This is a genomic window from Streptococcus constellatus subsp. constellatus (assembly GCF_023167545.1).
GTDB lineage: Bacteria > Bacillota > Bacilli > Lactobacillales > Streptococcaceae > Streptococcus > Streptococcus constellatus.
In genome coordinates this window covers 35,281-59,019 of record NZ_AP014647.1, presented here as the reverse complement: position 1 = coordinate 59,019, position 23,739 = coordinate 35,281, and the positions used below count along the sequence as shown (strand labels likewise).

The 23,739-nt window shown below is 41.0% G+C and carries 25 protein-coding genes; 4 read left to right on the top strand and 21 right to left on the bottom strand.

Features of this window, described 5'->3' with window-relative positions; translation table 11 throughout:
• Nucleotides 1–63: 63 nt before the first annotated feature.
• Both SCSC_RS00360 and SCSC_RS00355 read right to left on the bottom strand, forming a co-directional pair.
• Nucleotides 64–540 (bottom strand): PTS sugar transporter subunit IIB, encoded by a 477-nt coding sequence (locus SCSC_RS00360; RefSeq protein WP_006270402.1) that lies wholly within the window; start codon nt 538–540, stop codon nt 64–66.
• Nucleotides 537–2,324 (bottom strand): glycoside hydrolase family 35 protein, encoded by a 1,788-nt coding sequence (locus SCSC_RS00355; protein WP_022524531.1) that lies wholly within the window; start codon nt 2,322–2,324, stop codon nt 537–539. Before SCSC_RS00355 ends, SCSC_RS00360 begins: the two co-directional genes overlap by 4 nt.
• 171 nt (nt 2,325–2,495) lie before the next feature.
• Between SCSC_RS00355 and SCSC_RS00350 the strand changes: the two genes are divergently transcribed.
• Nucleotides 2,496–3,212: a GntR family transcriptional regulator gene (locus SCSC_RS00350; protein ID WP_003071231.1), complete on the top strand. Its 717-nt coding sequence runs from the start codon at nt 2,496–2,498 to the stop codon at nt 3,210–3,212.
• Nucleotides 3,213–3,513: 301 nt separating this feature from the next.
• Here SCSC_RS00350 and SCSC_RS00345 read toward each other — a convergent pair whose 3' ends face one another.
• Genes SCSC_RS00345 through dhaK form a run of 4 tightly spaced genes read right to left on the bottom strand, consistent with a single transcriptional unit; the run spans nt 3,514 to nt 6,192 of the window.
• Nucleotides 3,514–4,227, bottom strand: a complete 714-nt coding sequence (locus SCSC_RS00345) for an MIP/aquaporin family protein (RefSeq protein WP_006269097.1) — start codon at nt 4,225–4,227, stop codon at nt 3,514–3,516.
• Between the two features lie 12 nt (nt 4,228–4,239).
• Entirely contained in the window at nt 4,240–4,614 is a 375-nt protein-coding gene (gene dhaM / locus SCSC_RS00340) for a dihydroxyacetone kinase phosphoryl donor subunit DhaM (RefSeq protein WP_006270389.1), read from the bottom strand.
• The gene (gene dhaL / locus SCSC_RS00335) at nt 4,611–5,192 is read right to left on the bottom strand and encodes a dihydroxyacetone kinase subunit DhaL (RefSeq protein ID WP_006270411.1); all 582 of its coding nucleotides are present in this window, start codon (nt 5,190–5,192) and stop codon (nt 4,611–4,613) included. The genes dhaM and dhaL overlap by 4 nt, the downstream gene beginning before the upstream one ends.
• Nucleotides 5,193–5,202: 10 nt before the next feature.
• Complete coding sequence (gene dhaK / locus SCSC_RS00330; protein ID WP_006270393.1) at nt 5,203–6,192, bottom strand: dihydroxyacetone kinase subunit DhaK; 990 nt, start codon at nt 6,190–6,192, stop codon at nt 5,203–5,205.
• 157 nt (nt 6,193–6,349) lie between these two features.
• Here dhaK and dhaS point away from each other — a divergent pair, with 157 nt between their 5' ends.
• Both dhaS and dhaQ read left to right on the top strand, forming a co-directional pair.
• Nucleotides 6,350–6,886: a dihydroxyacetone kinase transcriptional activator DhaS gene (gene dhaS / locus SCSC_RS00325; RefSeq protein WP_006270383.1), complete on the top strand. Its 537-nt coding sequence runs from the start codon at nt 6,350–6,352 to the stop codon at nt 6,884–6,886.
• A 9-nt stretch (nt 6,887–6,895) separates the two neighbouring features.
• A complete protein-coding gene (dhaQ, locus tag SCSC_RS00320; protein WP_006270414.1) occupies nt 6,896–7,882 on the top strand; it encodes a DhaKLM operon coactivator DhaQ in 987 nt (328 codons plus the stop codon).
• Nucleotides 7,883–7,940: 58 nt separating this feature from the next.
• On the opposite strand, the gene purB is transcribed toward dhaQ, so the two are convergent.
• From purB to purD, 9 genes are all read right to left on the bottom strand, one after another.
• Nucleotides 7,941–9,236, bottom strand: a complete 1,296-nt coding sequence (gene purB / locus SCSC_RS00315) for an adenylosuccinate lyase (RefSeq protein WP_006270369.1) — start codon at nt 9,234–9,236, stop codon at nt 7,941–7,943.
• Nucleotides 9,237–9,307: 71 nt separating this feature from the next.
• Nucleotides 9,308–9,883 carry a hypothetical protein gene (locus tag SCSC_RS00310; protein WP_006270407.1) on the bottom strand — a complete coding sequence of 192 codons (576 nt, stop codon included), beginning with the start codon at nt 9,881–9,883 and terminating at the stop codon, nt 9,308–9,310.
• Between the two features lies 1 nt (nt 9,884).
• Nucleotides 9,885–10,403, bottom strand: coding sequence for a hypothetical protein (locus SCSC_RS00305; RefSeq protein WP_006270391.1), 519 nt, complete (start codon nt 10,401–10,403; stop codon nt 9,885–9,887).
• A 94-nt stretch (nt 10,404–10,497) separates the two neighbouring features.
• The gene (locus SCSC_RS00300) at nt 10,498–11,433 is read right to left on the bottom strand and encodes an IS30 family transposase (RefSeq protein ID WP_006269888.1); all 936 of its coding nucleotides are present in this window, start codon (nt 11,431–11,433) and stop codon (nt 10,498–10,500) included.
• 82 nt (nt 11,434–11,515) lie between these two features.
• Nucleotides 11,516–11,875, bottom strand: a complete 360-nt coding sequence (locus tag SCSC_RS00295; protein ID WP_174842345.1) for a hypothetical protein — start codon at nt 11,873–11,875, stop codon at nt 11,516–11,518.
• 83 nt (nt 11,876–11,958) lie between these two features.
• Nucleotides 11,959–12,186 carry a hypothetical protein gene (locus tag SCSC_RS00290; protein WP_006270103.1) on the bottom strand — a complete coding sequence of 76 codons (228 nt, stop codon included), beginning with the start codon at nt 12,184–12,186 and terminating at the stop codon, nt 11,959–11,961.
• 9 nt (nt 12,187–12,195) lie between these two features.
• Nucleotides 12,196–13,287: a 5-(carboxyamino)imidazole ribonucleotide synthase gene (purK, locus tag SCSC_RS00285; RefSeq protein WP_006270092.1), complete on the bottom strand. Its 1,092-nt coding sequence runs from the start codon at nt 13,285–13,287 to the stop codon at nt 12,196–12,198.
• The gene (gene purE, locus SCSC_RS00280; RefSeq protein ID WP_006270093.1) at nt 13,274–13,765 is read right to left on the bottom strand and encodes a 5-(carboxyamino)imidazole ribonucleotide mutase; all 492 of its coding nucleotides are present in this window, start codon (nt 13,763–13,765) and stop codon (nt 13,274–13,276) included. Before purE ends, purK begins: the two co-directional genes overlap by 14 nt.
• Before the next feature lie 207 nt (nt 13,766–13,972).
• The gene (gene purD, locus SCSC_RS00275; protein ID WP_006270102.1) at nt 13,973–15,238 is read right to left on the bottom strand and encodes a phosphoribosylamine--glycine ligase; all 1,266 of its coding nucleotides are present in this window, start codon (nt 15,236–15,238) and stop codon (nt 13,973–13,975) included.
• A gap of 195 nt (nt 15,239–15,433) precedes the next feature.
• Between purD and SCSC_RS00270 the strand changes: the two genes are divergently transcribed.
• Entirely contained in the window at nt 15,434–17,362 is a 1,929-nt protein-coding gene (locus SCSC_RS00270; protein ID WP_006270085.1) for a GBS Bsp-like repeat-containing protein, read from the top strand.
• A gap of 52 nt (nt 17,363–17,414) precedes the next feature.
• Here the strand turns inward: SCSC_RS00270 and purH are convergent, their stop codons facing one another.
• The 6 genes from purH to SCSC_RS00240 form a co-directional block, all read right to left on the bottom strand.
• Entirely contained in the window at nt 17,415–18,962 is a 1,548-nt protein-coding gene (gene purH / locus SCSC_RS00265) for a bifunctional phosphoribosylaminoimidazolecarboxamide formyltransferase/IMP cyclohydrolase (protein ID WP_037565900.1), read from the bottom strand.
• Nucleotides 18,963–19,003: 41 nt separating this feature from the next.
• Nucleotides 19,004–19,711 carry a suppressor of fused domain protein gene (locus SCSC_RS00260; RefSeq protein ID WP_006270100.1) on the bottom strand — a complete coding sequence of 236 codons (708 nt, stop codon included), beginning with the start codon at nt 19,709–19,711 and terminating at the stop codon, nt 19,004–19,006.
• Nucleotides 19,712–19,817: 106 nt separating this feature from the next.
• The gene (purN, locus tag SCSC_RS00255) at nt 19,818–20,372 is read right to left on the bottom strand and encodes a phosphoribosylglycinamide formyltransferase (protein WP_037565897.1); all 555 of its coding nucleotides are present in this window, start codon (nt 20,370–20,372) and stop codon (nt 19,818–19,820) included.
• A complete protein-coding gene (gene purM, locus SCSC_RS00250) occupies nt 20,369–21,388 on the bottom strand; it encodes a phosphoribosylformylglycinamidine cyclo-ligase (RefSeq protein ID WP_006270098.1) in 1,020 nt (339 codons plus the stop codon). Before purM ends, purN begins: the two co-directional genes overlap by 4 nt.
• A 250-nt stretch (nt 21,389–21,638) precedes the next feature.
• Nucleotides 21,639–23,078: an amidophosphoribosyltransferase gene (gene purF, locus SCSC_RS00245; protein WP_006270091.1), complete on the bottom strand. Its 1,440-nt coding sequence runs from the start codon at nt 23,076–23,078 to the stop codon at nt 21,639–21,641.
• A gap of 25 nt (nt 23,079–23,103) precedes the next feature.
• A complete protein-coding gene (locus SCSC_RS00240) occupies nt 23,104–23,724 on the bottom strand; it encodes a DNA alkylation repair protein (RefSeq protein ID WP_006270097.1) in 621 nt (206 codons plus the stop codon).
• Nucleotides 23,725–23,739: the final 15 nt, after the last annotated feature.

Below are 23,739 nucleotides of genomic sequence, written 5' to 3'. Positions count from 1 at the left end.
CGCTGAATACAGCGTTAGTAAGAGAATTTGCCACCATTGTATCATAACAATGACCTCCTAAATTTATTTCAATAATTTCATAAAGTCTTCGGCTGGGTCGTTTGGAACCATTTGGGCTGTTAGAACCACACCTTTGTCATGTAATTTGTTAAATACGGCTACATCTTCATCCACCACATTGATCGATCGTGTGACCGAACGCGTTTCAGATGTCTGCGACATATTGCCCACATTGAGCGTTTCGATTGGTACTCCTGCTTCTACTAATCTCAAAAAACGATCTGGCTTTTTCGCAACAATGAGCAGACGCTGGCTATCGTATTTGCCTGCTAGGATATTTTCTGCCGCTTTTGCAACTGGTAACACACTCAATTTTACACCAGCTGGTGTCGCCAACTTCAAGCCACTCTTTTCAATAGCGTTTTCTGCTACTTCGTCATCCACAACCATAATGCGTGAAATATTTAATGTTGTAGTCCAAAGATTGGCTACTTGGCCATGGATCAAGCGTCCATCAATCCGATTAGCTATAATTGTCATAATTTGTCCCCCTTTATTGGTTTAAATGTAGGTTTATGAACTAAATCAATGAATTTACTATATTTTCCTTCGGTTTCAAAAATAATAATGCGATTGTTTCCGATCCGTAATAGACCATGTGGAATATAAAGTGATAAGGTTGGTCCAACATCCCAGAAACGGCCAATATTGACACCGTTGACAAAGACAATTCCTTTGCCAAAGTTGGTCAAATCCAGATAAGTATCTTTAAGCATTTTCAATTCCGCATCAAACGCATAGAATGCTAGCTGATCGTCATGCCATTCTTTCGTAAAATCAATCGCTTCTGGATTTTTGAACTCTAATGGATACTGATTCCAATGAAGCATAAAATGGAGATCTTTACAAACTCCTGTGCGAATACCTTTATGCTGCGTATCTGCCAGCAATTTATGTCCGTAGTTGACCCGTCCCATATTTTCCATGAGAATGTCAATTGTGTGATTGGTACCTTTTTCAGCAGCAACAAAGATGTCTTGTCCGATTTCTGTCTGGTATTGGGTCGTAATAAAGTTCCCGTCTACAAAAAGCTGCATCCGATCACGCCCGTCAATGACACGAACCCGTTCCTTATCCGCATCCCATTCTGCTTGTGTACGATAGAGCAGATAACCAACATTTTGGCCCAACTCCTCCATTTTCATAGGATACAGACTCTCGATTGGCTGCGCTATATCTTCTAAAGTCTCAAATAAGCTAACTTTCTCACTGAGCGGAATATTCTTTAACTCAAACGTTTCTTTTACCAAAGGCTCTCTCTGTGGATACTCTGGATAATATTTTTTTAACATTCGCTGAATGGCAAAGTATTTTGGTGTTGGATTTCCTTGTTCATCAAGGAGAGCTTCGTAATCATAAGACGTTACTTGTGGCAGGTCAATGTTTCCTCGCGCTGAACAACCATTCATGAACCCAAAATTTGTTCCTCCATGAAACATATAAAGGTTGATACTGCCTTGTTGTAAGACTTCGTGAACCGCTTCAGCTAATTCTTCTGGATCTCGCGTGACAGTTGGCTCTTTCCAACGATTGAACCAACCGTCCCAAAATTCCATACACATGAGTGGCCACTTTTTGCCATGCTCATCAAAGAATTCCTGCATCTGCGCAAAATTTTCTTTTGCCTTAGAGCCAAAATTCCCCGTTACAAACACATCATCTTCAATCAGCGTTCCTGCTCGCAAAGTAGCTCGCCACGGACCATCTGACGTAAAGAGCGGACAAGTCACACCTCGCTCTAGCATCATGTCTCGAACAGCTCTCAAGTATTCCTTGTCTTCGCCATAAGAGCCATATTCATTTTCTACTTGCATCATGAGAATACTGCCACCATTTTCCAAAAGATGTGGCACTAATCGTGGAAGCAATTCATCATAATAGTTGGCAACTGCAGCAAGATAAGCAGGATCAGAAGACCGAATTCTCATGTTTTCTTCTAAGAGCCAAGCAGGTAAACCGCCAAATTCCCATTCTGCACAGACATAGGGAGAACTCCGAAGAAGAACATACAGTCCCAAATTTTGTGCTGTTTGCAAGAATTTTTCTACATCAAGGATAGCTTCAAAATCAAATTGCCCTTTTATTGGCTCATGCATATTCCAAGGAATATAGGTTTCTACTGTATTAAAGCCCAGAGCTTTTAAATTATAAAGTGAATGGTACCAATCATCTGGCTGGATCCGAAAATAATGAATAGCACCAGATAATATTTTAAAAGGCTGTTGATTCAGATAAAATTCTTCTCTAATCTCAAATCTTGCCAAACCATTTCCCTCTTTCACACAATAATTTTCTTGTAATCGTTTACATAGGTTAATATAATATATTTTGTATGAAATGTCAATAGTTTTTTTAAAATTTAATAAATTTAACCATTTTATTGAAATTTATGGTAAAATTTTTTATGAGAGGGAAGTGAAAGAGAGGTGAACAATATGGCAATCCCTAAGTACCAATACATAAAAGACGAACTCAAAAGTAAGATTATCTCAGGTCAATTTGAAAATGGAGATAAATTTTATACAGAAGCTGAGCTAATCACAATGTACGATGTGAGTTCTATTACCGTTGTCAGAGCTCTAAACGAGTTAGCAAAAGATGGGTACATTATCCGCCAACAAGGAAAAGGAACATTTGTGTCACGCGCCCGCAAGCACAAACTCGTTGAATTTTCTGACGTTGAGATATTTCCTACCCAAACTGATCAAGTGACCGTTTTATCGATCGAACGTGGAAACGACTTAACAATTCTTGACAAGTTAGAGCTAAAGGGACATCAATTTTACTATAAAATTGAGAGGCTCCGTAAAGCGAAAGATATCCCCTACATCTATCATCAAACTTATATTCCAGAGCAATATATCAATGCCAACTATCCAAATCTTGAATATTATAGCTCTATCTACAACCGCTTTAAACAAGACTATCATATCCACATGAATGATGAGCACTTTGAAGAAACAAATGAAATAATCTTCCCGACACCAAAAACTGTTGCAACATTACTGGACATTGACACAAACTTCCCAACGGTCTTCCAAGTAAAAACAACACAGTTAGAAAGCACAGGGCAAATTCTAGAGTATAGCGAAGCCTACAAACGTGGCGACTTCTTTAAAATCAAGTTCGTGTCACGCAGTGGAAATCATTAATTATTTTTACGTAAAGAACATCTGAGCGTCAGTTGTTCTTTTTTATATCTTAAAATTATTATAACCTATCTAGACCAATTTTGAAACAAAAAAGTACTATTTCGAAAAAAATATATACTAAACACGAGACAAACTACTGTTCATCTCGCGTTTGTTTTATTTTAGGGAACTATATCGCAGTTTACACCAATCACAATATGTAGTATTTTGAAACAAGATTTTTGTAAATTTAACAATCATACTTTGTGGTTGTGTACAAGTATATAATTCCTTTATTTTAAATATCTTGCCTTTGATATTCTTACATCATGCTTAAAACAAGATTATAAAGCAAAGCCCCTACAACACCACCAACGATTGGACCCAAAACTGGAATCCAAGCATAGGACCAGTCAGAATCTCCTTTATTCGCAATTGGTAAAACAGCATGCATAATACGCGGTCCCAAATCCCTTGCTGGATTGATCGCATAACCTGTCGTTGGACCAAGTGAAAAACCGACTGCAAAAATAACCATTCCTACGATGATAGGTCCTAGACCAGCAGCAACTTTATTAGGTCCAATTGCCATAATCGTAATGACGAGAACAGCCGTTCCCAATGCTTCACCTAAAAAGTTAGAGGCTGTATGGCGAATGGCTGGACCAGTTGAAAAACTAGCTAAAATCAAGCCGGAATCTTTCGTTTCAGCCCAGTGAGGATAGTAATGAAGCCATAGAACGAAAGCTGCAACCATTGCACCCAGCATTTGTGCAATAATGAAAGGAAAGACTTGCCCCCAACTAATCGCTCCAATAGAGGCCATTGCGAATGTGACCGCTGGATTCAAGTGAGCTGGACTAAAAAATCCGGATACATAAACCGCTACGGTACAGGCAATCCCCCAGCCTAAAACGATAGCAACCCAGCCGGTTCCTTCTTCTTTCGTCTTGCTCAAAACATTCCCGGCAACAACCCCGTCGCCAAGCAATACTAGGATAAAAGTTCCTAAAAATTCACCAAGATACTGAATCATAATCAAACTCCTTTATTTCTTAATTTCTAACTCTTTCAATTGTTCTTGTATGGTCGCCAAATCTGCACCAGCTTGCAAAAGAGCAGCTGCAGTATAAGCTCCTTCAACAATGGGAACATTGTTAATGATGATATCTTTATCTGAAAAATCTGCTACTAGCTCCAGATTCATGCGAGCCGATCCAAGATCAAAGAAAGCTAAAATCTTCTCTGCTTCATTGGCTTCTACAATCGTTTGGACTTGCTCAAAACTTGTACCAATACCTCCATCTTCTGTACCACCTACATAGGTCAGTAAGACATCTTTGGCGACTTCTAAAATTAAATCCACAACGCCTTGAGCGATCCATTTTGAATGAGAAACCACGACAATCCCAACTTCTGTCATGCCAGTCCCTCCGCTTCTAGCAAGGCTTCAAAAAGCAAGCCTGATGAATACGAACCTGGATCAATATGCCCAATCGAACGTTCACCCACATAAGAAGCTCGACCTTTCGTTGCTTTCATATCTTTGGTTGATTCAACCAAAGCACGAATGGTTTCTTTGGTCAATTCTTCTCTTCGAATCGCTTCTACCACACCAGCCCAGACATCTACCATCGTTTTTTCACCGACGCTTGCCTTCCCACGCTTTTGAATCATATCAAGTCCTGCTTGAACAGCATCCACCAAGCTAGTGCCTTCCTTCTCAGCCTTCATTATTCCCATAAAAGCTGAGCCGTAAAGGGGGCCAGAGGCCCCGCCAACCTTGCTAAGCAATTGCATGGAGACAACTTGAAAGACTTCTGCTGAATTGGCAAAATCCTTTCCTTCCAAATTTTCAACGACAGCGGCCATACCGCGCCCCATATTTCCTCCGTGATCCCCGTCACCAATAGGGGTGTCTAACTCTGACAGATAGTCTTTATTTGCTTGAATTTTTTCGTTAAAGAGAAGCATCCATTTCTTTGCTAATTCTGCATCCATATCATACCTCCTACCAAGCAATTGTTGTAACAGGACTATTTAATGCGTCTACCCATTCTTTGTGCTCTAGCTTGATAAAGGTCAAAGAAATGCCTGCCATATCAATAGATGTCATGTAGTTCCCTAATTTCTTATAGATAACTTCCAGACCTGCTGTTGCAAGGATTCCAGCCACATCGTTTGCAAAGACGTACTGTTCCATGAGCGGTGTTGCACCCATGCCATTGATAAGGATTCCGATTTTATCGCCTGCTTTGTGTTCAAAAGAGTCTTTCAATTTTTCCACTAATTCTTGTGCCAATTCTTTAGACGGCTGCATTTTTTCTTTGCGATAACCAGGTTCTCCATGAATGCCGATTCCAAATTCAATTTCGTCATCAGCTAAGATAAAGCCGGGTTTCCCAACTTCAGGAACTGTTGCTCCGCCGAGAGCCAACCCAACCGTATGAATCTGAGTAACCAATTCGTCAGCCAACGTCTTGATTTCACTCAGTGATTTTCCGGCACGCGCCGCATGACCTAAAATCTTATGTACAAAAATCGTACCCGCAACACCGCGTCGACCTTGCGTGTAAAGGCTATTTTCTACAGCAATATCATCATCGACAACAACACTTGCCACCTCGATTCCTTCCATTTCTGCCATATCTTGTGCCATTTCAAAGTTCATGATGTCACCAGAATAATTCTTGATAACCATGAACACACCTGCGCCCTCGTCTGCTTCTTTGATTGCTTGCAAGACTTGGTCAGGAGTTGGCGAAGTAAAGACCGCTCCGCAAATCGCAGCCGAAAGCATACCGTTGCCCACAAAGCCAGCATGTGCGGGCTCATGACCGCTACCGCCACCTGAGATAATAGCTACTTTGCCAGACTTTTCGCTATTTCGGGCAATGATGTCAAAGCCTTCTACACGATGCACCAAATCACTGTGGATATAAGCCAAACCGTCCAACATTTCGTCCACAACAGCCGTTGGTTGATTGATAATTTTTTTCATGAGTTTCTCCTTTGCTTTATGTTTCTTATTTTTATTGTAAAATTCTTTGCTCTATTTTGGAACGGACAAAAGCAAAAATATGTCCCACTTTTTTAGTTTTCCTATTGCATCATTCATGATAAACTAAGGATAGAACAGAAAAGACTAAGGAGTAAAAATGACATTATCCTTAATCACGAAAAAAAGGATTGCCAAATCCTTTAAAAAATTATTAAGCAAACAATCCTTTGAAAAAATCTCCGTTCGGCAAATTATGGAAGACGCCGGTATTCGCAGGCAAACTTTTTACAATCATTTTCTGGACAAGTATGAATTATTAGAATGGATTTTTCAGACAGAGCTACGAGAGCAAGTGACGGATAATCTGGAATATATCTCTGGCTATCAGCTGCTGCAAGAATTACTGCATTATTTTAGCGTCAATAAGAGCTTTTATGCACAATTATTTGACATCGTTGACCAAAATGACTTTTCTTCTTATTTTCAGACCTATTGTCAGCAGCTTGTAACTAAACTCGTCAGAGAATATCATTCCCGCCCTTTCCATTCTGAAATGGAGTCCCAGTTTTTCATTCATTATCATAGTCAAGCACTTGCGAATGCTATCAAACATTTGCTGGATTTATCTGAGCAAGATTACCAGCAACAGGCGCAACTCTTGACACAACTAATCAAAACAGCTATAGAAAATTAAGGCAAGTATATGGTTCACATTATCAATTCAATTCATTCAAGCATTCAGCAAAGCATCAATGCAATTACTCGCATGTATCCTCACCTTTCGCAGCTTAAACAGCTACCCGTCATTTATCATAATCAGCACGATTCTTCTGTCGTACCCATTATTTCAGGCGGTGGGAGTGGTCATGAACCAGCTCATTTTGGCTATGTGGGCGATGGTATGTTAGCCGCTGCTATTAGTGGTCCCATTTTTGTGCCACCTTGTGCTGAGCATATTTTGGAAACCATTCGTTTTCTGCATCGAGGTAAGGGCGTTTTTGTCATTATTAAAAACTTTGATGCAGACATTAAAGAATTTTCACAAGCCATTCATCAAGCACGCAAGGAAGGGATTCCAGTCAAGTACATCATTTCTCATGATGATATTTCTGTCGAAAAAAGTAATTTCCAAATTCGCCACCGTGGGGTTGCAGGAACGATTCTGTTACATAAAATCCTCGGGCAAGCTGCCAAAGAAGGGACTAGTCTAGATGAATTGGAAAAGCTCGCTCTTTCTCTTTCCACTTCCATTGCGACACTAGGAGTGGCTACAAAATCTACAACTTTACCAAGCCAGCAACTGCCTATCTTTGATTTGCCCCAAGGTCAAATTTCCTACGGAATTGGAATCCATGGAGAACCTGGTTATCGGATGGTAACGTTTGAATCTTCCGAACTGCTCGCGGTGGAGCTTATCAACAAAATCAAAATGAAATTCAAATGGCAAGAAGGACAAGAGTTTATTCTCCTCATCAATAACTTAGGTGGCACTTCAAAATTAGAAGAACTCGTTTTCACAGACGATATCCTGCAACTATTGGATATTGAGGGCTTGAAACTTTCTTTTATCAAAACAGGTCACCTCATCACAAGCCTAGATATGGCAGGACTTTCCGTTACATTGTGCCAAGTGAAAGACAGCGCTTGGATAACAGGCTTAACAGCTCCGACCGATAGCTTTGCTTGGTGAGAGAGCAAAAATCCAGAGAGTGGGAGTTTGTCCCACTCTCTGGATTTTTAATTTTATGTTAATCCAATCCCACGCGTTTAAAAATTTCATCTACGCGTTTAGTATAGTAAGTCGGATCAAAGATTTCGTCAATTTCTTCTTGACTCAAGCGAGACGTGATCTCTGGATCTGCTTCCAGCAATGGTTTGAAGTCTACTTGATTATCCCAAGACTGAGCTGTTTTTGGTTGGACTAAGTCATAGGCTTGTTCACGCGTCATGCCTTTTTCAATCAAGGTCAGCATAGCCCGCTGGCTGAAAATGAGACCAAAGGTAGAGCCCATGTTGCGCTTCATATTTTCTGGGAAGACAGTCAAGTTTTTCACGATATTGCCAAAGCGATTGAGCATGTAGTCAATCAGAATGGTCGTATCAGGCGCGATAATGCGCTCAGCTGATGAGTGGGAAATATCGCGTTCGTGCCAGAGAGAGACATTCTCAAAGGCTGTAATCATGTGACCACGGATCACACGCGCAAGCCCTGTCATGTTTTCAGATCCAATAGGATTGCGTTTGTGGGGCATGGCAGAGCTGCCCTTTTGCCCCTTGGCAAAGAACTCTTCTACTTCACGCTGCTCGGATTTTTGCAGACCGCGGATTTCTGTTGCCATACGCTCGATTGATGTGGCAATGCTGGCAAGCACTGCAAAATACTCGGCGTGCAGGTCACGCGGTAAGACTTGAGTCGAAATTTCCTGAGCACGAATGCCTAATTTGTCACAAACATATTTTTCCACAAATGGCGGAATGTTGGCAAAGTTCCCAACAGCACCAGAGATTTTCCCAGCTTCTACACCAGCGGCAGCATGTTCAAAACGCTCAATATTACGCTTCATTTCGCTGTACCAAGTCGCAAGCTTGAGACCAAAAGTCGTTGGCTCCGCATGGACACCGTGCGTACGCCCCATCATGATGGTAAACTTGTGCTCCTTAGCCTTATCAGCGATGATAGTAAGGAAATTATCCAAGTCCTTACGAATGATGGCGTTAGCCTGCTTGTATAGGTAGCCGTAGGCCGTGTCCACCACGTCTGTCGAGGTCAGGCCAAAGTGCACCCACTTGCGCTCATCACCCAGCGTCTCAGACACCGCACGGGTAAAGGCCACCACATCGTGACGTGTTTGCTGCTCAATCTCCAAAATGCGCTCAATATCAAAATCCGCCTTCTCGCGAATCAAGGCCACATCTTCCTTGGGAATCTCACCCAGCTCAGCCCAAGCCTCATCAGCCAGAATCTCTACCTCCAGCCAAGCCTTGTACTTATTTTCCTCAGTCCAAATGTTCGCCATTTCGGGGCGAGAGTAACGGTTGATCATGTTGTTTTATCCTCCTTTTTCTATTTTCTTGAAAATCTAGTATAGATTACCTTACTTCTTTAGTAATGTTTTCATTCTTCAAGTTTATCTAGCTCATCATTAACTTTTATTGAAATATCATCCAAATGTACAGTTACCAAAAACCATAAATTTAATAGACCTGCAATAACTAAGCTATAAAAAATTAAATTTAGTATTTCTTTAACTATAAAAGGGAAAGTTATATCAATTAAACTACTTATCAAAGCGATAATTGATATAACTAACCAAAGAAATGAGGCTGTTATATATGGAGTAATTGTTCTATAAAATAAATCCCCCTTTTGTAGTGTGTCCTTATCTTTTGAATCACAATAATTAAACATTGCAACTAAATCTTCTGTGCTAAAAAGATTTCTTGTGGCATTAAGCATAGTTACTGCAAAAGAAAGTCCTGTCACTCCCGGAAATATAAAACTAGAAAAACTTATCCATTGAATTTGAATACAACTAAAAATCTGAGACAATAATCTAAGAATAAATATCGATATAGAAATTAATACCCAGCTATAAATTAACCACTTTGGAAAAATTTGTTTTTTCCAAACACGAGACACAATTTTAAATTTATTTATCTCTACTTTATTAAATTTTTCTAGTTCAGACATATTAATCCTCCCTAATATTTCTTCTTAAAATTGTATTTTCAATAAGATTTTTACCTCTAGCAAAAATAGAAGATAAATAGCCTTTTTCTGCATCTATTTTTGTCTTATCCTCAATTTCTAATTCGTTAAATGTTTCTCCTTGAGCCGCTTTATATTTTGTCTCAATTCTAGCAGCTCTTAAGGCTTTTCCTCTATCCAGTGCAGGATGTCCATTAGGGTACACTTTCGTAACTATAATTTCTTTATACTTTCCTGGTTTAATTTTGAAATCGTCATAAACTAGATTTACAGAAACATTACCAATATCTGTTATATTTTTAAAATTATTAATTTTATCTTCAATTTCACTAACAATAGAATTTAGTTCATTTACAATATCATCAGTAATTAGCATCGATACAGGAATATAAATCCATTCACATGAAGTATCATAGTAAAAATTAATCACCCTTATATCTTTAGAATTATAAAATAAAAATTTTTCAATCCTATTAACTCTATCAATATAAGTTATTCCCATTTGTATTTCCGAAATTTTACCCTTAGAAAATGATGATACTTTGATTTCTTCTGAATTTTTTAAAAATGATAAATTGCAAGAATAAGTGCAACATTTACTCTAACTCATCCACTAGAGCTTCATAAGCCGTTCTGTAAGCTAAACATTTTCGTGGTCGGTGATTGATATCATATAAGGCCTTGTTCAAAGCCTCATCAGAGATAGCAGCTAAATCTGTTTTCTTTGGGAAATATTCTCTTAGTAAGCCATTTGCGTTTTCATTACTTCCTCTCTGCCAAGATGAATAGGCGTCCGCAAAGAAAAAGGAAATTCCTAAATTCTCTACTAGAGGATAGCAGGCGAACTCTTTTCCCCTGTCTGAAGTGAAGGTTTTAAGAGTCTCTTTTGGAAATAGCCTACAAAGTTGTTCGATGGCTGAAAACATGGCTTTGGCTGTTCTATCTGGTATCTTGAAAGCTAAGTAAAAACGAGTTTTTCGCTCTAGAAAAGTCGCTAAACACCCCTTGCTTTTGCCTCTGGAAGACACTACAGTATCAAGCTCCCAGTGGCCAAAAGTTTCACGATTCCGAACCTCTTTAGGACGTTTGGCAATCGGCGTGCCAATCCTAAATGTCCCACGTGTTTCTTTGGGTTGTCGAGTTCTTCCTTTACGACGGAGGACGCTTAAATCCAGATCAATCAAACCAGCATAGAGCCAGTTATAGATGGTTTTAAAAGCTACCATTGGCTTTTGTTCAAGCTGATAGCGCCCACAAATCTGTTCAGGCGACCAGGAGGATTTTAAACCGTTCTCAATTTCCTTTTTCAACTTTGGTGTTAAACAAGACTTCCGACCTTTTTGCTTAGCCCTGTGGTCGTACTGTTCCTGTGCTAAGACTGCGGAATAACCATTTTGACATCGTCTTAACTCTCTTGAAATGGTAGACTTATGGACGCCAAGTTTACTTGCAATTTGGCAAGGTTTTAAACCTAATTCCAAGTAGGTTTCTATCTTTATTCGGTCGGTTATGGTAAGATGGGAGTAGCTCATAGTTTTTCCTCGGGTTCTGTTTGTGTGGTTACTTACAGTTTACACCAATGAAACGCTATGAGTTTTTTGGTTGAACTATATTTTACAATTTATCAAATGGAAAAGTTACAAATAGTTCATCTATTTTCGCTTTAAGCATTGATCTTAAAGACATATAGGCTTTACTATAGACAATCTCACCACTATCTTCAAAAATAGCCACAACCTTGTAATATTCAGAAATCAAATTTTCTCTATATTGCAATATTTCTTGATACAATTTAGATTTCTTTATTGATTCAATATCATTAGTTATTCTGTAACCTATGATACCTTTGTCTTCATCTAACCTATCAAAAATCATGTTTAAAGAAGTTGGAATAACAGTCTCTAATAAATTTGTTTCTTCATACAAATCTAGCACTGTAGGTTCAACATTTAACTTTGCAACAAAAACTTCCATTATTTAAAACTCTCTATTTTCTATCTACTACAATAATTTCTCTATCATTTATACTATCTCACCCACTATATAATCGGTAAAGATTACTCAAACTCCTCTTTCCCAATAAACACAGATGGATAATGATCTAGTTTATTCAAATCTGTATCAAGTGGTAAATCATAAATCGCTAAATAGTTTTCAGGATATTGTGCAGCTAGTTCTTCATATTTAGCTTGTATCTTATCTTGGTCAGCACTAGCAAACAAGACTTCGACAACTGCTCCAGTCTTATCCTTTTCAATAAATGCATTAACGATTATTTGAATCATAGAATTCACCTAAAAATCAATCCCTTCCCCAAACTCCCTCACTTCATCAGGCTTATCACTAAACAGGGTCACATGTCCCATTTTGCGGTTGTTCTTCGCTTCTATTTTACCATACATGTGGAGATGGGCGCTTGGATTTTCTGTGACATATTTTTCAGCGGCCTCGACATGCTGGCCGAGGACGTTGAGCATGACGGCTGGAGCGTGGAGTTTGATGGCTGGGAGAGGTTGCCCGAGGACGCCTAGGATATGGGTATCAAATTGTGAGAAGTCGCAGGCTTCGATCGAGTAGTGTCCAGAGTTGTGTGGCCGTGGAGCGATCTCATTGACGATGATATCATCAGCTGTCGCAAACATCTCCACGCAAAGAGTTCCAGACAGATTAAGCTGTTCTGCGATTCGCACCGCCATGGTTTTAGCTTTCTCAGTTAGACTATCAGAAATACGAGCTGGGACAATAGTCTTAGACAGGATATTGTTGCGATGGATGTTTTCCTGAACGGGGAAGACCGTCACGTCCTTGCCATTTCCTGAGACAATAACTGAGATTTCAAGGTCAAAGTCCACAAATTCTTCCAAGACGCACTCGGCAGAGTTTGCTAATTGATTCGCGGCAGCTAAATCGTCGGGTGATTTAATGACGACTTGACCGTGTCCATCATAACCGCCTGTGGCCGTTTTCAAGACGTAAGTCTTGCCCAAATCCAAATCCTCCAAGTCCAAACTAGAGGTCACTACCTTATATGGAGTGATCGTCACGCCAGCCTTGTTGGCGAGGAAGTTCTTTTCAAAAATACGGTTTTGCGAAATGCGTAGTAGATCAGTACCCTGCGGCAGCTGACCGCCTCCTACGACTGCATCAAGACCGTCAGCGTCGACATTTTCAAACTCATAGGTCAGTACGTCGCAACGCTCCGCCAATTGACGCAAAGCATCCACATCATCGTAAGGCGCCACAATCATCTCAGACACGCGCGAGGCAGGACAGTCCGCCGTTGGATCCAGCGTCACCACCTTGTGCCCCATGTAAACCGCCGCGATAGCCATCATCTGACCCAGCTGACCGCCGCCGATGATCCCGATTGTTTTAGATGAGCTCATTACTAGACTCCTCTGCGATTTTTCCTTGTTCTTCAGCAAAATCCGCTAGCGCTGCTGCTAGGTCTTGATCTTCAATCGCCAAGATCCGAAGGGCAGTTAGGGCAGCGTTGGTCGCTCCCGCTTCCCCAATGGCCATAGTTGCCACAGGCACACCACCTGGCATCTGCACAATCGAATAAAGAGAGTCCAGACCGCTGAGCGCGCGTGATTTGACAGGTACACCGATGACAGGCAGTGTTGTTTTAGCTGCCACCATACCCGGCAAATGCGCGGCACCGCCTGCACCTGCAATGATGACCTTGATGCCGCGGCTGCGAGCTTCTTCTGCATGTTTGAACATGAGGTTCGGTGTGCGGTGGGCAGAGACGACTTTCTTTTCATAAGCCACGCCGAAGTTATCCAAAACTTGAGCGGTTTTTTGCATAGTGCTCCAGTCGGATTTGGAACCCATAATAATAGAAATAAGTGGTTTTTTCATAACATTCTTCCTTTTTTGACAGTTTCCTTAAGTAGTGGGGACGTAAGCGACCGCCTATGGCGTTCCATTGCTTAAATTCGAGCCCAGGGTCTCGAAATTTCCCTAGACGATTAACCGTGGTTAATCATCTTTTCACTACGGAAGAAACTGTCGGATTCTAGCAACCTTCGGTTGCTTTAGAAAACACTAATTTTTAAACGAGTAGATTTAATCTTTAATAGATTTACTCCCGATATCTTGCCGATAAAAGAGGCCTGTTGTGTTTTGTTTATTCAGTTGGGTGTAGATTTTGTCCTGCGCAGCCTTGACGCTGTCGGCTGTAGTAACCAGCATGTAGACGCGGCCGCCGTTTGACAAGAGCAGCTGGCTATTGCCATCAAACTTAGCCCCTGCATAATAGGTGATTATGTCGCCATCGGTCTTTTCTGGCAGAAGCACCCCTTTTTCGTAGGCGAGCGGATAGCCATTTGAAGCAACCACCACGCCTAGGGTCACGCCCGAATCCAGCCAAGTGATGTCAGGGTTCCTGCCAGCCAAAATGTCCGTGACATTCTGTGCAAAGTCAGAAGTCAGACGCGGCAAGATAACTTGGGTCTCGGGATCGCCAAAGCGAGAGTTGAACTCAATAACCTTAGGACCGTCCTTAGTCAAGATAAGCCCCGCGTAGAGCACGCCAAGATAAGGGCGGCCCTCAGCAATCATACCCTCAAGCACTGGCTTGACAATGGTATCAACCGACTGGTCAATCACGCTTTGCGGCAGGTGAGGAACAGGAGCATAGGCCCCCATACCGCCTGTGTTTGGTCCCTTGTCACCATCATAGGCACGCTTGTGATCCTGCGCTGCAGGCATAATGTAAAACTTGTCCCCATTGACAAAGGCAAAGAGCGAGAATTCCTCGCCGTCCAAAAACTCCTCAATAACCACGCGCGCACCCGAGTCGCCGAACTTATTGTCCAGCAGCATTTCATGCGCCGCCTCGACCGCCTGCTCCACGGTTTCAGCCACGACCACTCCCTTACCCAATGCCAAGCCATCCGCCTTGACCACGATTGGAGCGCCCTGCTTTTCGATGTAGGCTTTAGCTTTCTCGAAGTCGGAAAATGTGCCATAGGCTGCTGTCGGAACGCCGTATTTGACCATGATTTCCTTAGCAAAATCCTTAGACCACTCCAGCTCTGCTGCTAACTTAGTTGGGCCAAAAGCCTCAAGCCCAGCTTGGTTAAAATCATCAACGATACCAGCCGCTAGTGCATCATCAGGACCAATAAAGGTCCAAGCAATAGCATTTGCTTTGGCAAAGTCAATCAACTTGGAATGTTCGGAAATTCCGATATTCACCAAATCCAAACCATCCAGAGTCATGCCATCATTGCCGGGAGCAACAAAGACCTGCTCAACATCCCGAGACGCCAACAACTTCTTGGCAATCGCATGCTCACGACCACCAGAACCAACAACCAAAAGTTTCATAATTGCCCTCTTTGCGAATTATTTATATCAATTATACCACAAATGTTCGTTTATACCTTTATTTATCGTGAAATATTTTGATAATAATAAAATCTTATTGTCATTTCTAATTTTTTAATTCAATTTTCGCTTTTTTTCATTTTTTCCCGAATAATCTAAATGGAACTATCCAAATTATTTATTCAAAGGAGATTTATGAAAAAATATAGTCAATTGTTTTTACTATCCAGCGCCCTTTTGAGTGTTTTTTCAGCTCAACTAACAGTTCAAGCCTCGGAAGCAAATAATGCTTCAAAAAGCTCAAATCCAACAACCCTTGCTAGCGATGTTACTGTCAATGTTTCTGGCAATAGCGTTTCTATCAACTACATACGTTCACAAGCCCAAAACCCCTACACCATTTCCCATGCTGTTTGGTCTGATGAAAATGGGCAAGATGACCTTAAATGGTATTCCGCATCTCAAACATCAACAACTGTTGATTTGAGCCAACATTCTGGGTACGGTACTTTCCATGTCCATACATATATCAACATCAATGGAAAAATGGTCGGTTTAAATGGAACGACTTTCACTCTGAATAAACCTACTAGTCAAACAAAAATTACGACAGCTGGACAGATTGGGCAAATTCATTTTACACGCAATAAAGATCAAAAAAATTCTAAAATTGTTCATGCCATTTGGTCTGAAGAAAATGGTAGTGATGATCTCAACTGGTACGATGCTGAACAGGAAATAACTAAATTTGACTTTTCCAAACACAAGGGTTATGGGAGATATTTTGTAGATACTTATGAAAATAAAAATGGTAAAATGATTTACCAGTCAGGTACCACTTTTAACCTTGAAAAACCAAATCCTACTATCCAAACTAGTTTTCCAGAACCTGGTATTATGGATATTCAGATCAAAAATGTCCCTGAAACAATCTATAAACTAACTGTTCCAACTTGGTCTGATAAAAACGGACAGGATGATCTTCAATGGTATGCAGCTACTAAAAATCCTGATGGAAGCTACAATGTTAGAGTTGAGCTAAAAAAACACAACTATGACACAGGAACTTATCACATTCATCTTTACGGAGAAAGCTATGTCAAACCAGAGTTTACTGGCTTAGCTGGAACTACGGTACAAGTTCGTTCCGATCAATTACCTTCGGAAGAAGAGCAAAAGCCATTATTCTCTGTTGAAAATATCAATCAAGAACAAGGAACATATACGGTCAAAACTAAGGAAACTTCAAAATCCAAATCCATTCAATCCGTTCGCGTTCCTATTTGGAGTACTACAAATCAGAGTAATATCAAATGGTACACAGCCACTGACAATGGAGACGGAACTTTTTCAACAACCTTTAATATCCGCAATCATCAGGCTTTGTCTGGAACCTATATCAATCATATTTATGTAAAATATAAAGACGGTAGTGAGCATAGTTATGCAACAGATTCGGTTAGCATGTTCGCAGAACAGATAAAAACGAAAGTAGCTGTCACGAAACGCTCGATCTACAATTATGAAGTAACAGTGACAGATGCTTATGGAGATGGAAATATCATCCTGCCTACCTGGTCTGAAGTCAACGGGCAAGATGATATCCAGTGGTACACAGCTACTAAAACTGGAAATGGTATCTACAAGTTCACTATTGATACACAAAAACACACTGGTAGCGGGCTTTTCCACACACATGTCTACCGCAATCTCAACGGTAAAATGATTGGACTAACAGGTACGAGCTATCAAGTAGAGAAACCTGTTATATCCTTTCAACCCAATTATGCTGCTGCAACTACTTATCCAAAAGGTCAATGCACTTGGGGTGCTAAAGCTCTAGCACCTTGGGCTGGAAATTATTGGGGAAATGGTGGCGATTGGGCTACTAGTGCCAGACGTGCTGGTTTTAAAACAGGAACAACTCCACAAGTCGGAGCCATTATTTGTTGGACAGATGGTAGTTACGGGCACGTTGGAGTCGTCACTCACGTGGCCTCAAACACCCGTATTCAGATTCAAGAGGCAAACTACGCTGGGAAACAGTACATTGGCAACTTTCGTGGCTGGTTTAATCCCCATGCAGCTGGGCAAGGAGTAGTCAGTTACATTTATCCAAAATAACTCTCTATAAAACTTTAAAACCTTGGAAATCAATCCAAGGTTTTTTCTGTTCTCAATGTCTAAAATGTCTTACACCCGTAAAGACCATAGCAATGCCGTATTTATCAGCCATGTCGATAGACTCTTGGTCACGGACGGAACCGCCGGGTTGGATGATAGCTTTGATACCAGCAGCTGCAATTTCTTCAACGTTATCAGCAAACGGGAAGAAAGCGTCAGAAGCAAGAACAGCCCCGTCAAGGCGATCTTTAGCTTGGTCAATGGCGATGCGAACAGAAGCGACACGATTGGTCTGACCCGGACCGACACCAAGTGTCATGTGGTCATTGGTCACGATAATGCCATTAGACTTGACATACTTGATAGCTTTCCAAGCAAATTCAAGAGCAGTTTCTTCCGTTTTAGTTGGCTGGCGCTTGGTAACGACCTGCCAATCGGCTGGACTTTCCTTGACCACGTCTTGATTTTGCACAAGGAGGCCACCAACCACGCCAGTATACTCTTTTTCAGCCTCGCTAGCTTCTTGAGCGTCAAAGGGAAGTTGCAGAATACGCAGATTTTTCTTTTTGGTTGTGAGAATAGCTAGCGCTTCGTCTGTATAAGATGGGGCAATGATGATTTCTAGGAAGATAGCGTGCATCTTCTCAGCTGTCGCTGCATCAACCTCACGGTTTAGGACAACAATGCCGCCGAAGATCGAAACTGAATCAGCCTCATAAGCGTAATCCCAAGCTGTTTCAATGTCATCAGCCTGACCGATACCACATGGATTCATGTGCTTGAGCGCCACAACGGTTGGACGGTCTTTAAAGTCACGAATGACACGGATAGCCGCATCAGCATCGCGAATATTGTTGAAGGATAATTCCTTACCGTTGAGCTGCTTAGCAGAGGCAATAGAATAAGCAGTTGGCAAGGCTTTTTGGTAGAAATCCGCATCCTGCTGTGGATTTTCACCATAGCGCATTGGCTGCTTGAGGTCATAAGTCAGCGTCAGTTTTTCAGGTTTTTCTTCACCCACTTGAGCAGTGAAATATTCAGCGATGAGGGCATCGTAAGCTGCTGTGTGACGGAAAACTTTAGCTGCCAGACGCTTACGAGTTTCATAAGTTGTTTCGCCGTTCGCTGACAATTCGTCAAGAACCTCAGCGTAGTCAGCAGGGTCAACCACAACCGTCACACTGGCATGATTTTTAGCTGCTGAGCGCAGCATAGATGGTCCACCGATATCAATATTTTCAACCGCATCCGCATAGGTTGCATCTGGTTTAAGAATAGTCTCCTTGAATGGGTAAAGGTTGACAACGACCAAATCAATCGGTGTGATGCCATGTTCTTTCATAGCATTAACATGACTATCAAGGTCGCGACGCGCTAAGAGACCGCCATGAATGTTTGGGTGAAGAGTCTTGACACGACCATCCATCATTTCAGGAAAGCCAGTCACATCGTCAATAGCGATGGTGTCAATCCCTGCCTTGTCAAGGGCAACCTTAGTTCCGCCGGTTGAGACGATTTCCCAACCGAGTTTTGTTAATTCTCGGGCAAATTCAACAATGCCCGCTTTGTCTGAGACGCTGATAAGTGCGCGTTTAGTCATGTTTTTTCCTTTCATTTTATCAATAGATTCCTTCAAATTGTCTAAACTAAAGACTGGCGATTATAGTCTGTAATCTGATTTCCAAGCTCTTGCAACAATTTCCTTACCTCAAGCTTACTTGTTTCACTTTCATAAACACTTCGCAGTTCTGCATCTGTCGCACCAATCAGAGTGACAAATTCTACTTTTCCATGAGGAGTATCTAGAGGCTTAGCTAGATTGTCACTAGCGGTCAGAAAACCTGTCAGTTTAGATTTCTGCTGGATATCGATTCCTACCGTTTGCTTCATATAAATATATTCTTCTGGTAAAACTACTTTACCTGTTTTAAAAATATATCTTGCAACATACTGCAATAAACCACAGCCATTTTTGATTTCTTCTTCGTCATTAGTAGATTTCTTTAACTTAAAAGTCAATTCAATCCCATAACCACTGTATTCTGAGTCGGTGCTTTCTTTTGTATATAACTCCGACAAGCCATAGCTGACAAAATGCCAAAAATCTCCCGCATCGTAGACACTTATACCGTCAAGTGGATCTGGACCCCCAAACATATACTTGACAACCGTCCCATAATGAAGAGGATTGGGCTGATCAGGATATAAACGATCAAATTCTGCATCAATCGCTTCCCATCCTGGAGCGCTATCATCTGTATCTTCAGATTTAACAACAGTCTTATCTCCATCTTCAATTGGTATCTCTTCACTGGAAAATTTCTTCTTAAAAAAATCAAATAGACCCATAAAATTCTCCTTAGCTAACGCCCCTACTCATGATTTACCAACCCTGATAGAGATAGTTTATGAACAGGTCCTTACCTTTACCATAAAATCATCTCTCACTACCTTCTTATCTTCTCTCGGCCCCTAAACTCTCCAGCACTTGAGGATAGAGCTGATACTCAGCAGCATGGATGCGTTCTTCAAAACTTTCAATCGTATCATGAACTAGCCGTGGGATACGGACTTGTTTAATGACCTTGCCAGTATCCACACCTGAGTCCACCCAGTGAATGGTCACTCCGCTCTCAGTGACACCGGCATTCCAAGCATCATCAATACCATGAGCACCTGGAAATTCTGGCAGATAAGCTGGGTGAATATTAATGATACGACCTTCGTAAGCTGCTAGCAAAGTCGGACCAACAATCTTCATATAACCAGCTAGGCAAATCAAATCAATATCATATTTTTCAAGCAAAGTAACAATAGCCTCTTCGTAAGCTACTTTATTGTCAAATTCTTTGAGCTCAAAAGCATGAGCTGTCACACCGAGTTTTCCTGCACGTTCTAAGACATATGCATCTCGGTGGTCTGAAAAGACAAATTCAACTGAAAATTGCTCCGCAATGACTTGAAAATTTGACCCATTACCACTCGCAAAAACTGCGATTTTTTTCATTATTTAATCACCACACTTGCATCAGTTTTTTTAACAATACGACCAAGTTCGTAAACTGGTTCGTCAAGCAATTCTTTCACGCGCTCAACCTTATCAGGGCTAACTGCCAACATCAAACCAATACCCATGTTGAAGATTTCAAACATTTCTTCGTGTTTGATGCTGCCATATTTTTCAAGAGCTTTGAAAATTGGAAGAACCGGAACTTTATCCTCTTCGATTTCAGCAGCTAAATCATCCGCAAACATACGTGGGACATTTTCAATGAAACCACCACCAGTGATGTGAGCAATACCGTTAACCAATTCTTCTTTGATAAGTGGAAGCATCGCTTTAACGTAGATACGTGTTGGTTCAAGAAGAATTTCTTTTAATTTTTTGCCTTCAAGTTCTGGAAGCACTTCTTCACCTGTGTAATCAGCAAAGACACGACGGACAAGCGAATAACCGTTTGAGTGAATACCGCTTGAAGCAAGTCCAAGAAGAACATCACCATCAGAAACTTTTGAACCGTCAATGATTTGTGATTTTTCAGCAACACCTACTGCAAAACCAGCCAAATCATAATCATCTTCACCATACATACCAGGCATTTCAGCAGTTTCACCACCGATAAGGGCTGCGCTGGATTGAACGCAACCTTCCGCAACACCTGCAACGACTTGTTCAAGTTTTGCAGGTTCATTTTTACCCGTAGCAATGTAATCTAGGAAGTAAAGCGGCTCTGCCCCAGCTGCAATGATGTCATTGACACACATGGCAACACAGTCTTGACCGATTGTATCGTGTTTATCATATTTGATGGCAAGCATGAGTTTTGTTCCCACACCATCAGTTCCTGAAATCAAAACAGGTTCTTTCACGTCCAGCTGAGACAAGTCAAACATCCCACCAAAACCGCCAAGAGCGCCCATGACGCCAAGACGTTCGGTGCGCGCAACGTGTTTTTTGATCCGTGCAACAACTTCATAACCCGCTTCAACATCAACACCAGATTGAGCGTAAGCATTTTTTGTCATAATAATTTTCCTTCTCTTTTTTGTCAAAAAACCATATTGAAGATTGCGACGTTTTTTCAGTCAAACCATAATTTTGACTGAAAAAACTAGTCAGGTCTTTAGCTTTGGCCCTATAGGACAAAGCGTCCACTGACAAATGCTTTAGCCTTTAGTCAGTGGTAAGACGTGAAGCGTAAGCATTTTTTTCTGTCATAATATTTTTCCTTCTTTTTTCTTCGGAAATAGCAGAGCTGCTATTGAGTTCGGTCTATCAATAAAAACTAACCTTCTCATCCAAGCTTCTACGATAATCTTTCTCGTAATCGTAAATCGGTGTTGGGTACTCTCCATCAAAGTAAGCAACACAGAGACCGCCGTTTGGGGCATTTGTTTCAAGTCCGATAGAGTCAATCAAGCCGTCAATAGACAAGTAAGTTAGGCTATCTGCACCGATAATCTGGCGTGTTTCTTCAACAGAATGATTAGCCGCAATCAATTCACGCCGTGTTTGAATATCAATTCCATAGAAACATGGATATTTTAGAGGTGGGCTAGCAATTGCCACGTGAACTTCTGTAGCTCCAGCTTCTTTCAAGAGCTGAACGATACGACGTGAAGTTGTCCCACGCACGATGGAGTCATCAATCATGACGACACGTTTGCCCTTAACCACTCCAGATACGGCAGAAAGCTTCATGCGAACCCCTTGCTCACGCAGTTCTTGCGTTGGCTGGATAAAGGTTCGCTGAGTGTATTGATTTTTGATGAGACCCATTTCATTTGGCAATCCTGATTCTTCGGCGAAGCCCATAGCAGCGCTGAGTGAGGAATTGGGTACGCCGACCACGATGTCTGCCTCATGTTTGAACTCACGCGCCAGCTGTGCTCCCATACGTTTACGAGCAGTGTGGACATTGACTCCGTAAATATTTGAGTCAGGACGGGCAAAGTAGATGTATTCCATTGAACAAATAGCCAGCTGCGTATCTGTCGTGTAAGTGTCGTACTGGATACCACTGTTATCAATGATAACCACTTCACCCGGATTGACATCACGAATCCACTCGGCACCCACCACTTCAAAGGCACAGGTTTCGCTGGAAACAACGATGGCACCATTTGCCATTTTACCAATAGAAAGCGGACGAAAACCGTTTGGATCAAGAGCTGCAATCAGCTTATCTTCCATCATCAGAAGATAGGCAAAACCACCTTTGACCGTATTGAGCGCTTCCTTAACCTTGCCCATAAAGCTTGGATTATGGCTGCAGCGAATAAGATGAGCCAGAATTTCCGTATCAGATGAAGAAGAGAAAATAGCGCCGTTATGTTCTAATTCTTTCTTCAGGGTTTTCGTATTGGTCAGATTACCGTTATGTGCCAGACCAAATTCCATATCGTAAAACTTAAAATGGAAAGGCTGGATATTATCAATAGAGGCTTCTCCAGCCGTTGCATAACGGACATGCCCAATAGCAGCCTGACCTGTTAATTTTTCCAAATTAGCTGGATTTTTGAAAACTTCTGAAATTAATCCTGTATCACGATGTCGTATCAATTTGCCAGCATCATTTGTCAGAATGCCAGCACCTTCTTGACCACGGTGTTGCAGACTATGCAGTCCAAAATAAGTGACTTGAGCTGCTTGAGGATGTCCCCAGATACCGAAGACCCCACATTCTTCGTTGAGAGATTTTACTTCGTATGTCATTTTATATACCTTTTGTACTTAAATTCTAGGCATCAATAAATTTACTTGCCAATTTATAAACTTGGTTAATTTCTTTACTTTCTAATTTCCAATTTTTCAACTCAATTTTAACTAAATCTGGAAATTTTTTACTAATGTCTCTTAAAGCATTCCCTACTGATTTTCTAACATATTCGCTTACATCCTCTTTTAAGTCAGCTATTCTTCTGATAGCTTCATTTGGGTTCTCTTTAAAGTATGGTCTATTTGTCCATATTCTTAACCCTTCTGTAACAGCTCTCCTCGTATGGAGATTGCTACTTTTTAACCATTCATCAATAATTGGAAGTGCTTTTTTATATCCTGTTTTCTTACAAAATTCATCAAACGCCTTTGCCAACACTTCTTGAACTCTCCAGTTACTATCTTTAGAAACTTCATCTCTCATAAATATTAAAATTTCTTTATCTTTTGATAAGTATCCGAAAAGGAATACAGCGTACATTCTTACTTGGTAAACATCAGATTGATAAGCTAAAAATGCTAATTTCTTGATATACTCACCATCGTTGGATTTATAATCAGTTAAGGCTCTTTGGTCTTCCTCTTTAAATCCGTGTTCTATAAGTGAAAAATCTTTTTCTAGCCTTGCAACATACTGTTTCATAATATCCCTTCTGCA

Bases quoted from the DNA above. Each gene is read 5' to 3' on its own strand.
- SCSC_RS00305 (WP_006270391.1), bottom strand. From the start codon at position 10,403: ATGGGAATAACTTATATTGATAGAGTTAATAGGATTGAAAAATTTTTA.
- SCSC_RS00270 (WP_006270085.1), top strand. From the start codon at position 15,434: ATGAAAAAATATAGTCAATTGTTTTTACTATCCAGCGCCCTTTTGAGT.
- SCSC_RS00240 (WP_006270097.1), bottom strand. From the start codon at position 23,724: ATGAAACAGTATGTTGCAAGGCTAGAAAAAGATTTTTCACTTATAGAA.
- dhaL (WP_006270411.1), bottom strand. From the start codon at position 5,192: ATGGATGCAGAATTAGCAAAGAAATGGATGCTTCTCTTTAACGAAAAA.
- SCSC_RS00360 (WP_006270402.1), bottom strand. From the start codon at position 540: ATGACAATTATAGCTAATCGGATTGATGGACGCTTGATCCATGGCCAA.
- purE (WP_006270093.1), bottom strand. From the start codon at position 13,765: ATGAAAAAACCACTTATTTCTATTATTATGGGTTCCAAATCCGACTGG.
- purB (WP_006270369.1), bottom strand. From the start codon at position 9,236: ATGATCAACCGTTACTCTCGCCCCGAAATGGCGAACATTTGGACTGAG.
- SCSC_RS00300 (WP_006269888.1), bottom strand. From the start codon at position 11,433: ATGAGCTACTCCCATCTTACCATAACCGACCGAATAAAGATAGAAACC.
- SCSC_RS00310 (WP_006270407.1), bottom strand. From the start codon at position 9,883: ATGTCTGAACTAGAAAAATTTAATAAAGTAGAGATAAATAAATTTAAA.
- SCSC_RS00260 (WP_006270100.1), bottom strand. From the start codon at position 19,711: ATGGGTCTATTTGATTTTTTTAAGAAGAAATTTTCCAGTGAAGAGATA.
- dhaM (WP_006270389.1), bottom strand. From the start codon at position 4,614: ATGACAGAAGTTGGGATTGTCGTGGTTTCTCATTCAAAATGGATCGCT.
- SCSC_RS00345 (WP_006269097.1), bottom strand. From the start codon at position 4,227: ATGATTCAGTATCTTGGTGAATTTTTAGGAACTTTTATCCTAGTATTG.
- purD (WP_006270102.1), bottom strand. From the start codon at position 15,238: ATGAAACTTTTGGTTGTTGGTTCTGGTGGTCGTGAGCATGCGATTGCC.
- SCSC_RS00290 (WP_006270103.1), bottom strand. From the start codon at position 12,186: ATGATTCAAATAATCGTTAATGCATTTATTGAAAAGGATAAGACTGGA.
- SCSC_RS00350 (WP_003071231.1), top strand. From the start codon at position 2,496: ATGGCAATCCCTAAGTACCAATACATAAAAGACGAACTCAAAAGTAAG.
- purM (WP_006270098.1), bottom strand. From the start codon at position 21,388: ATGACAAAAAATGCTTACGCTCAATCTGGTGTTGATGTTGAAGCGGGT.
- purH (WP_037565900.1), bottom strand. From the start codon at position 18,962: ATGACTAAACGCGCACTTATCAGCGTCTCAGACAAAGCGGGCATTGTT.
- SCSC_RS00295 (WP_174842345.1), bottom strand. From the start codon at position 11,875: ATGGAAGTTTTTGTTGCAAAGTTAAATGTTGAACCTACAGTGCTAGAT.
- purF (WP_006270091.1), bottom strand. From the start codon at position 23,078: ATGACATACGAAGTAAAATCTCTCAACGAAGAATGTGGGGTCTTCGGT.
- purK (WP_006270092.1), bottom strand. From the start codon at position 13,287: ATGAGCTCATCTAAAACAATCGGGATCATCGGCGGCGGTCAGCTGGGT.
- dhaS (WP_006270383.1), top strand. From the start codon at position 6,350: ATGACATTATCCTTAATCACGAAAAAAAGGATTGCCAAATCCTTTAAA.
- dhaK (WP_006270393.1), bottom strand. From the start codon at position 6,192: ATGAAAAAAATTATCAATCAACCAACGGCTGTTGTGGACGAAATGTTG.
- dhaQ (WP_006270414.1), top strand. From the start codon at position 6,896: ATGGTTCACATTATCAATTCAATTCATTCAAGCATTCAGCAAAGCATC.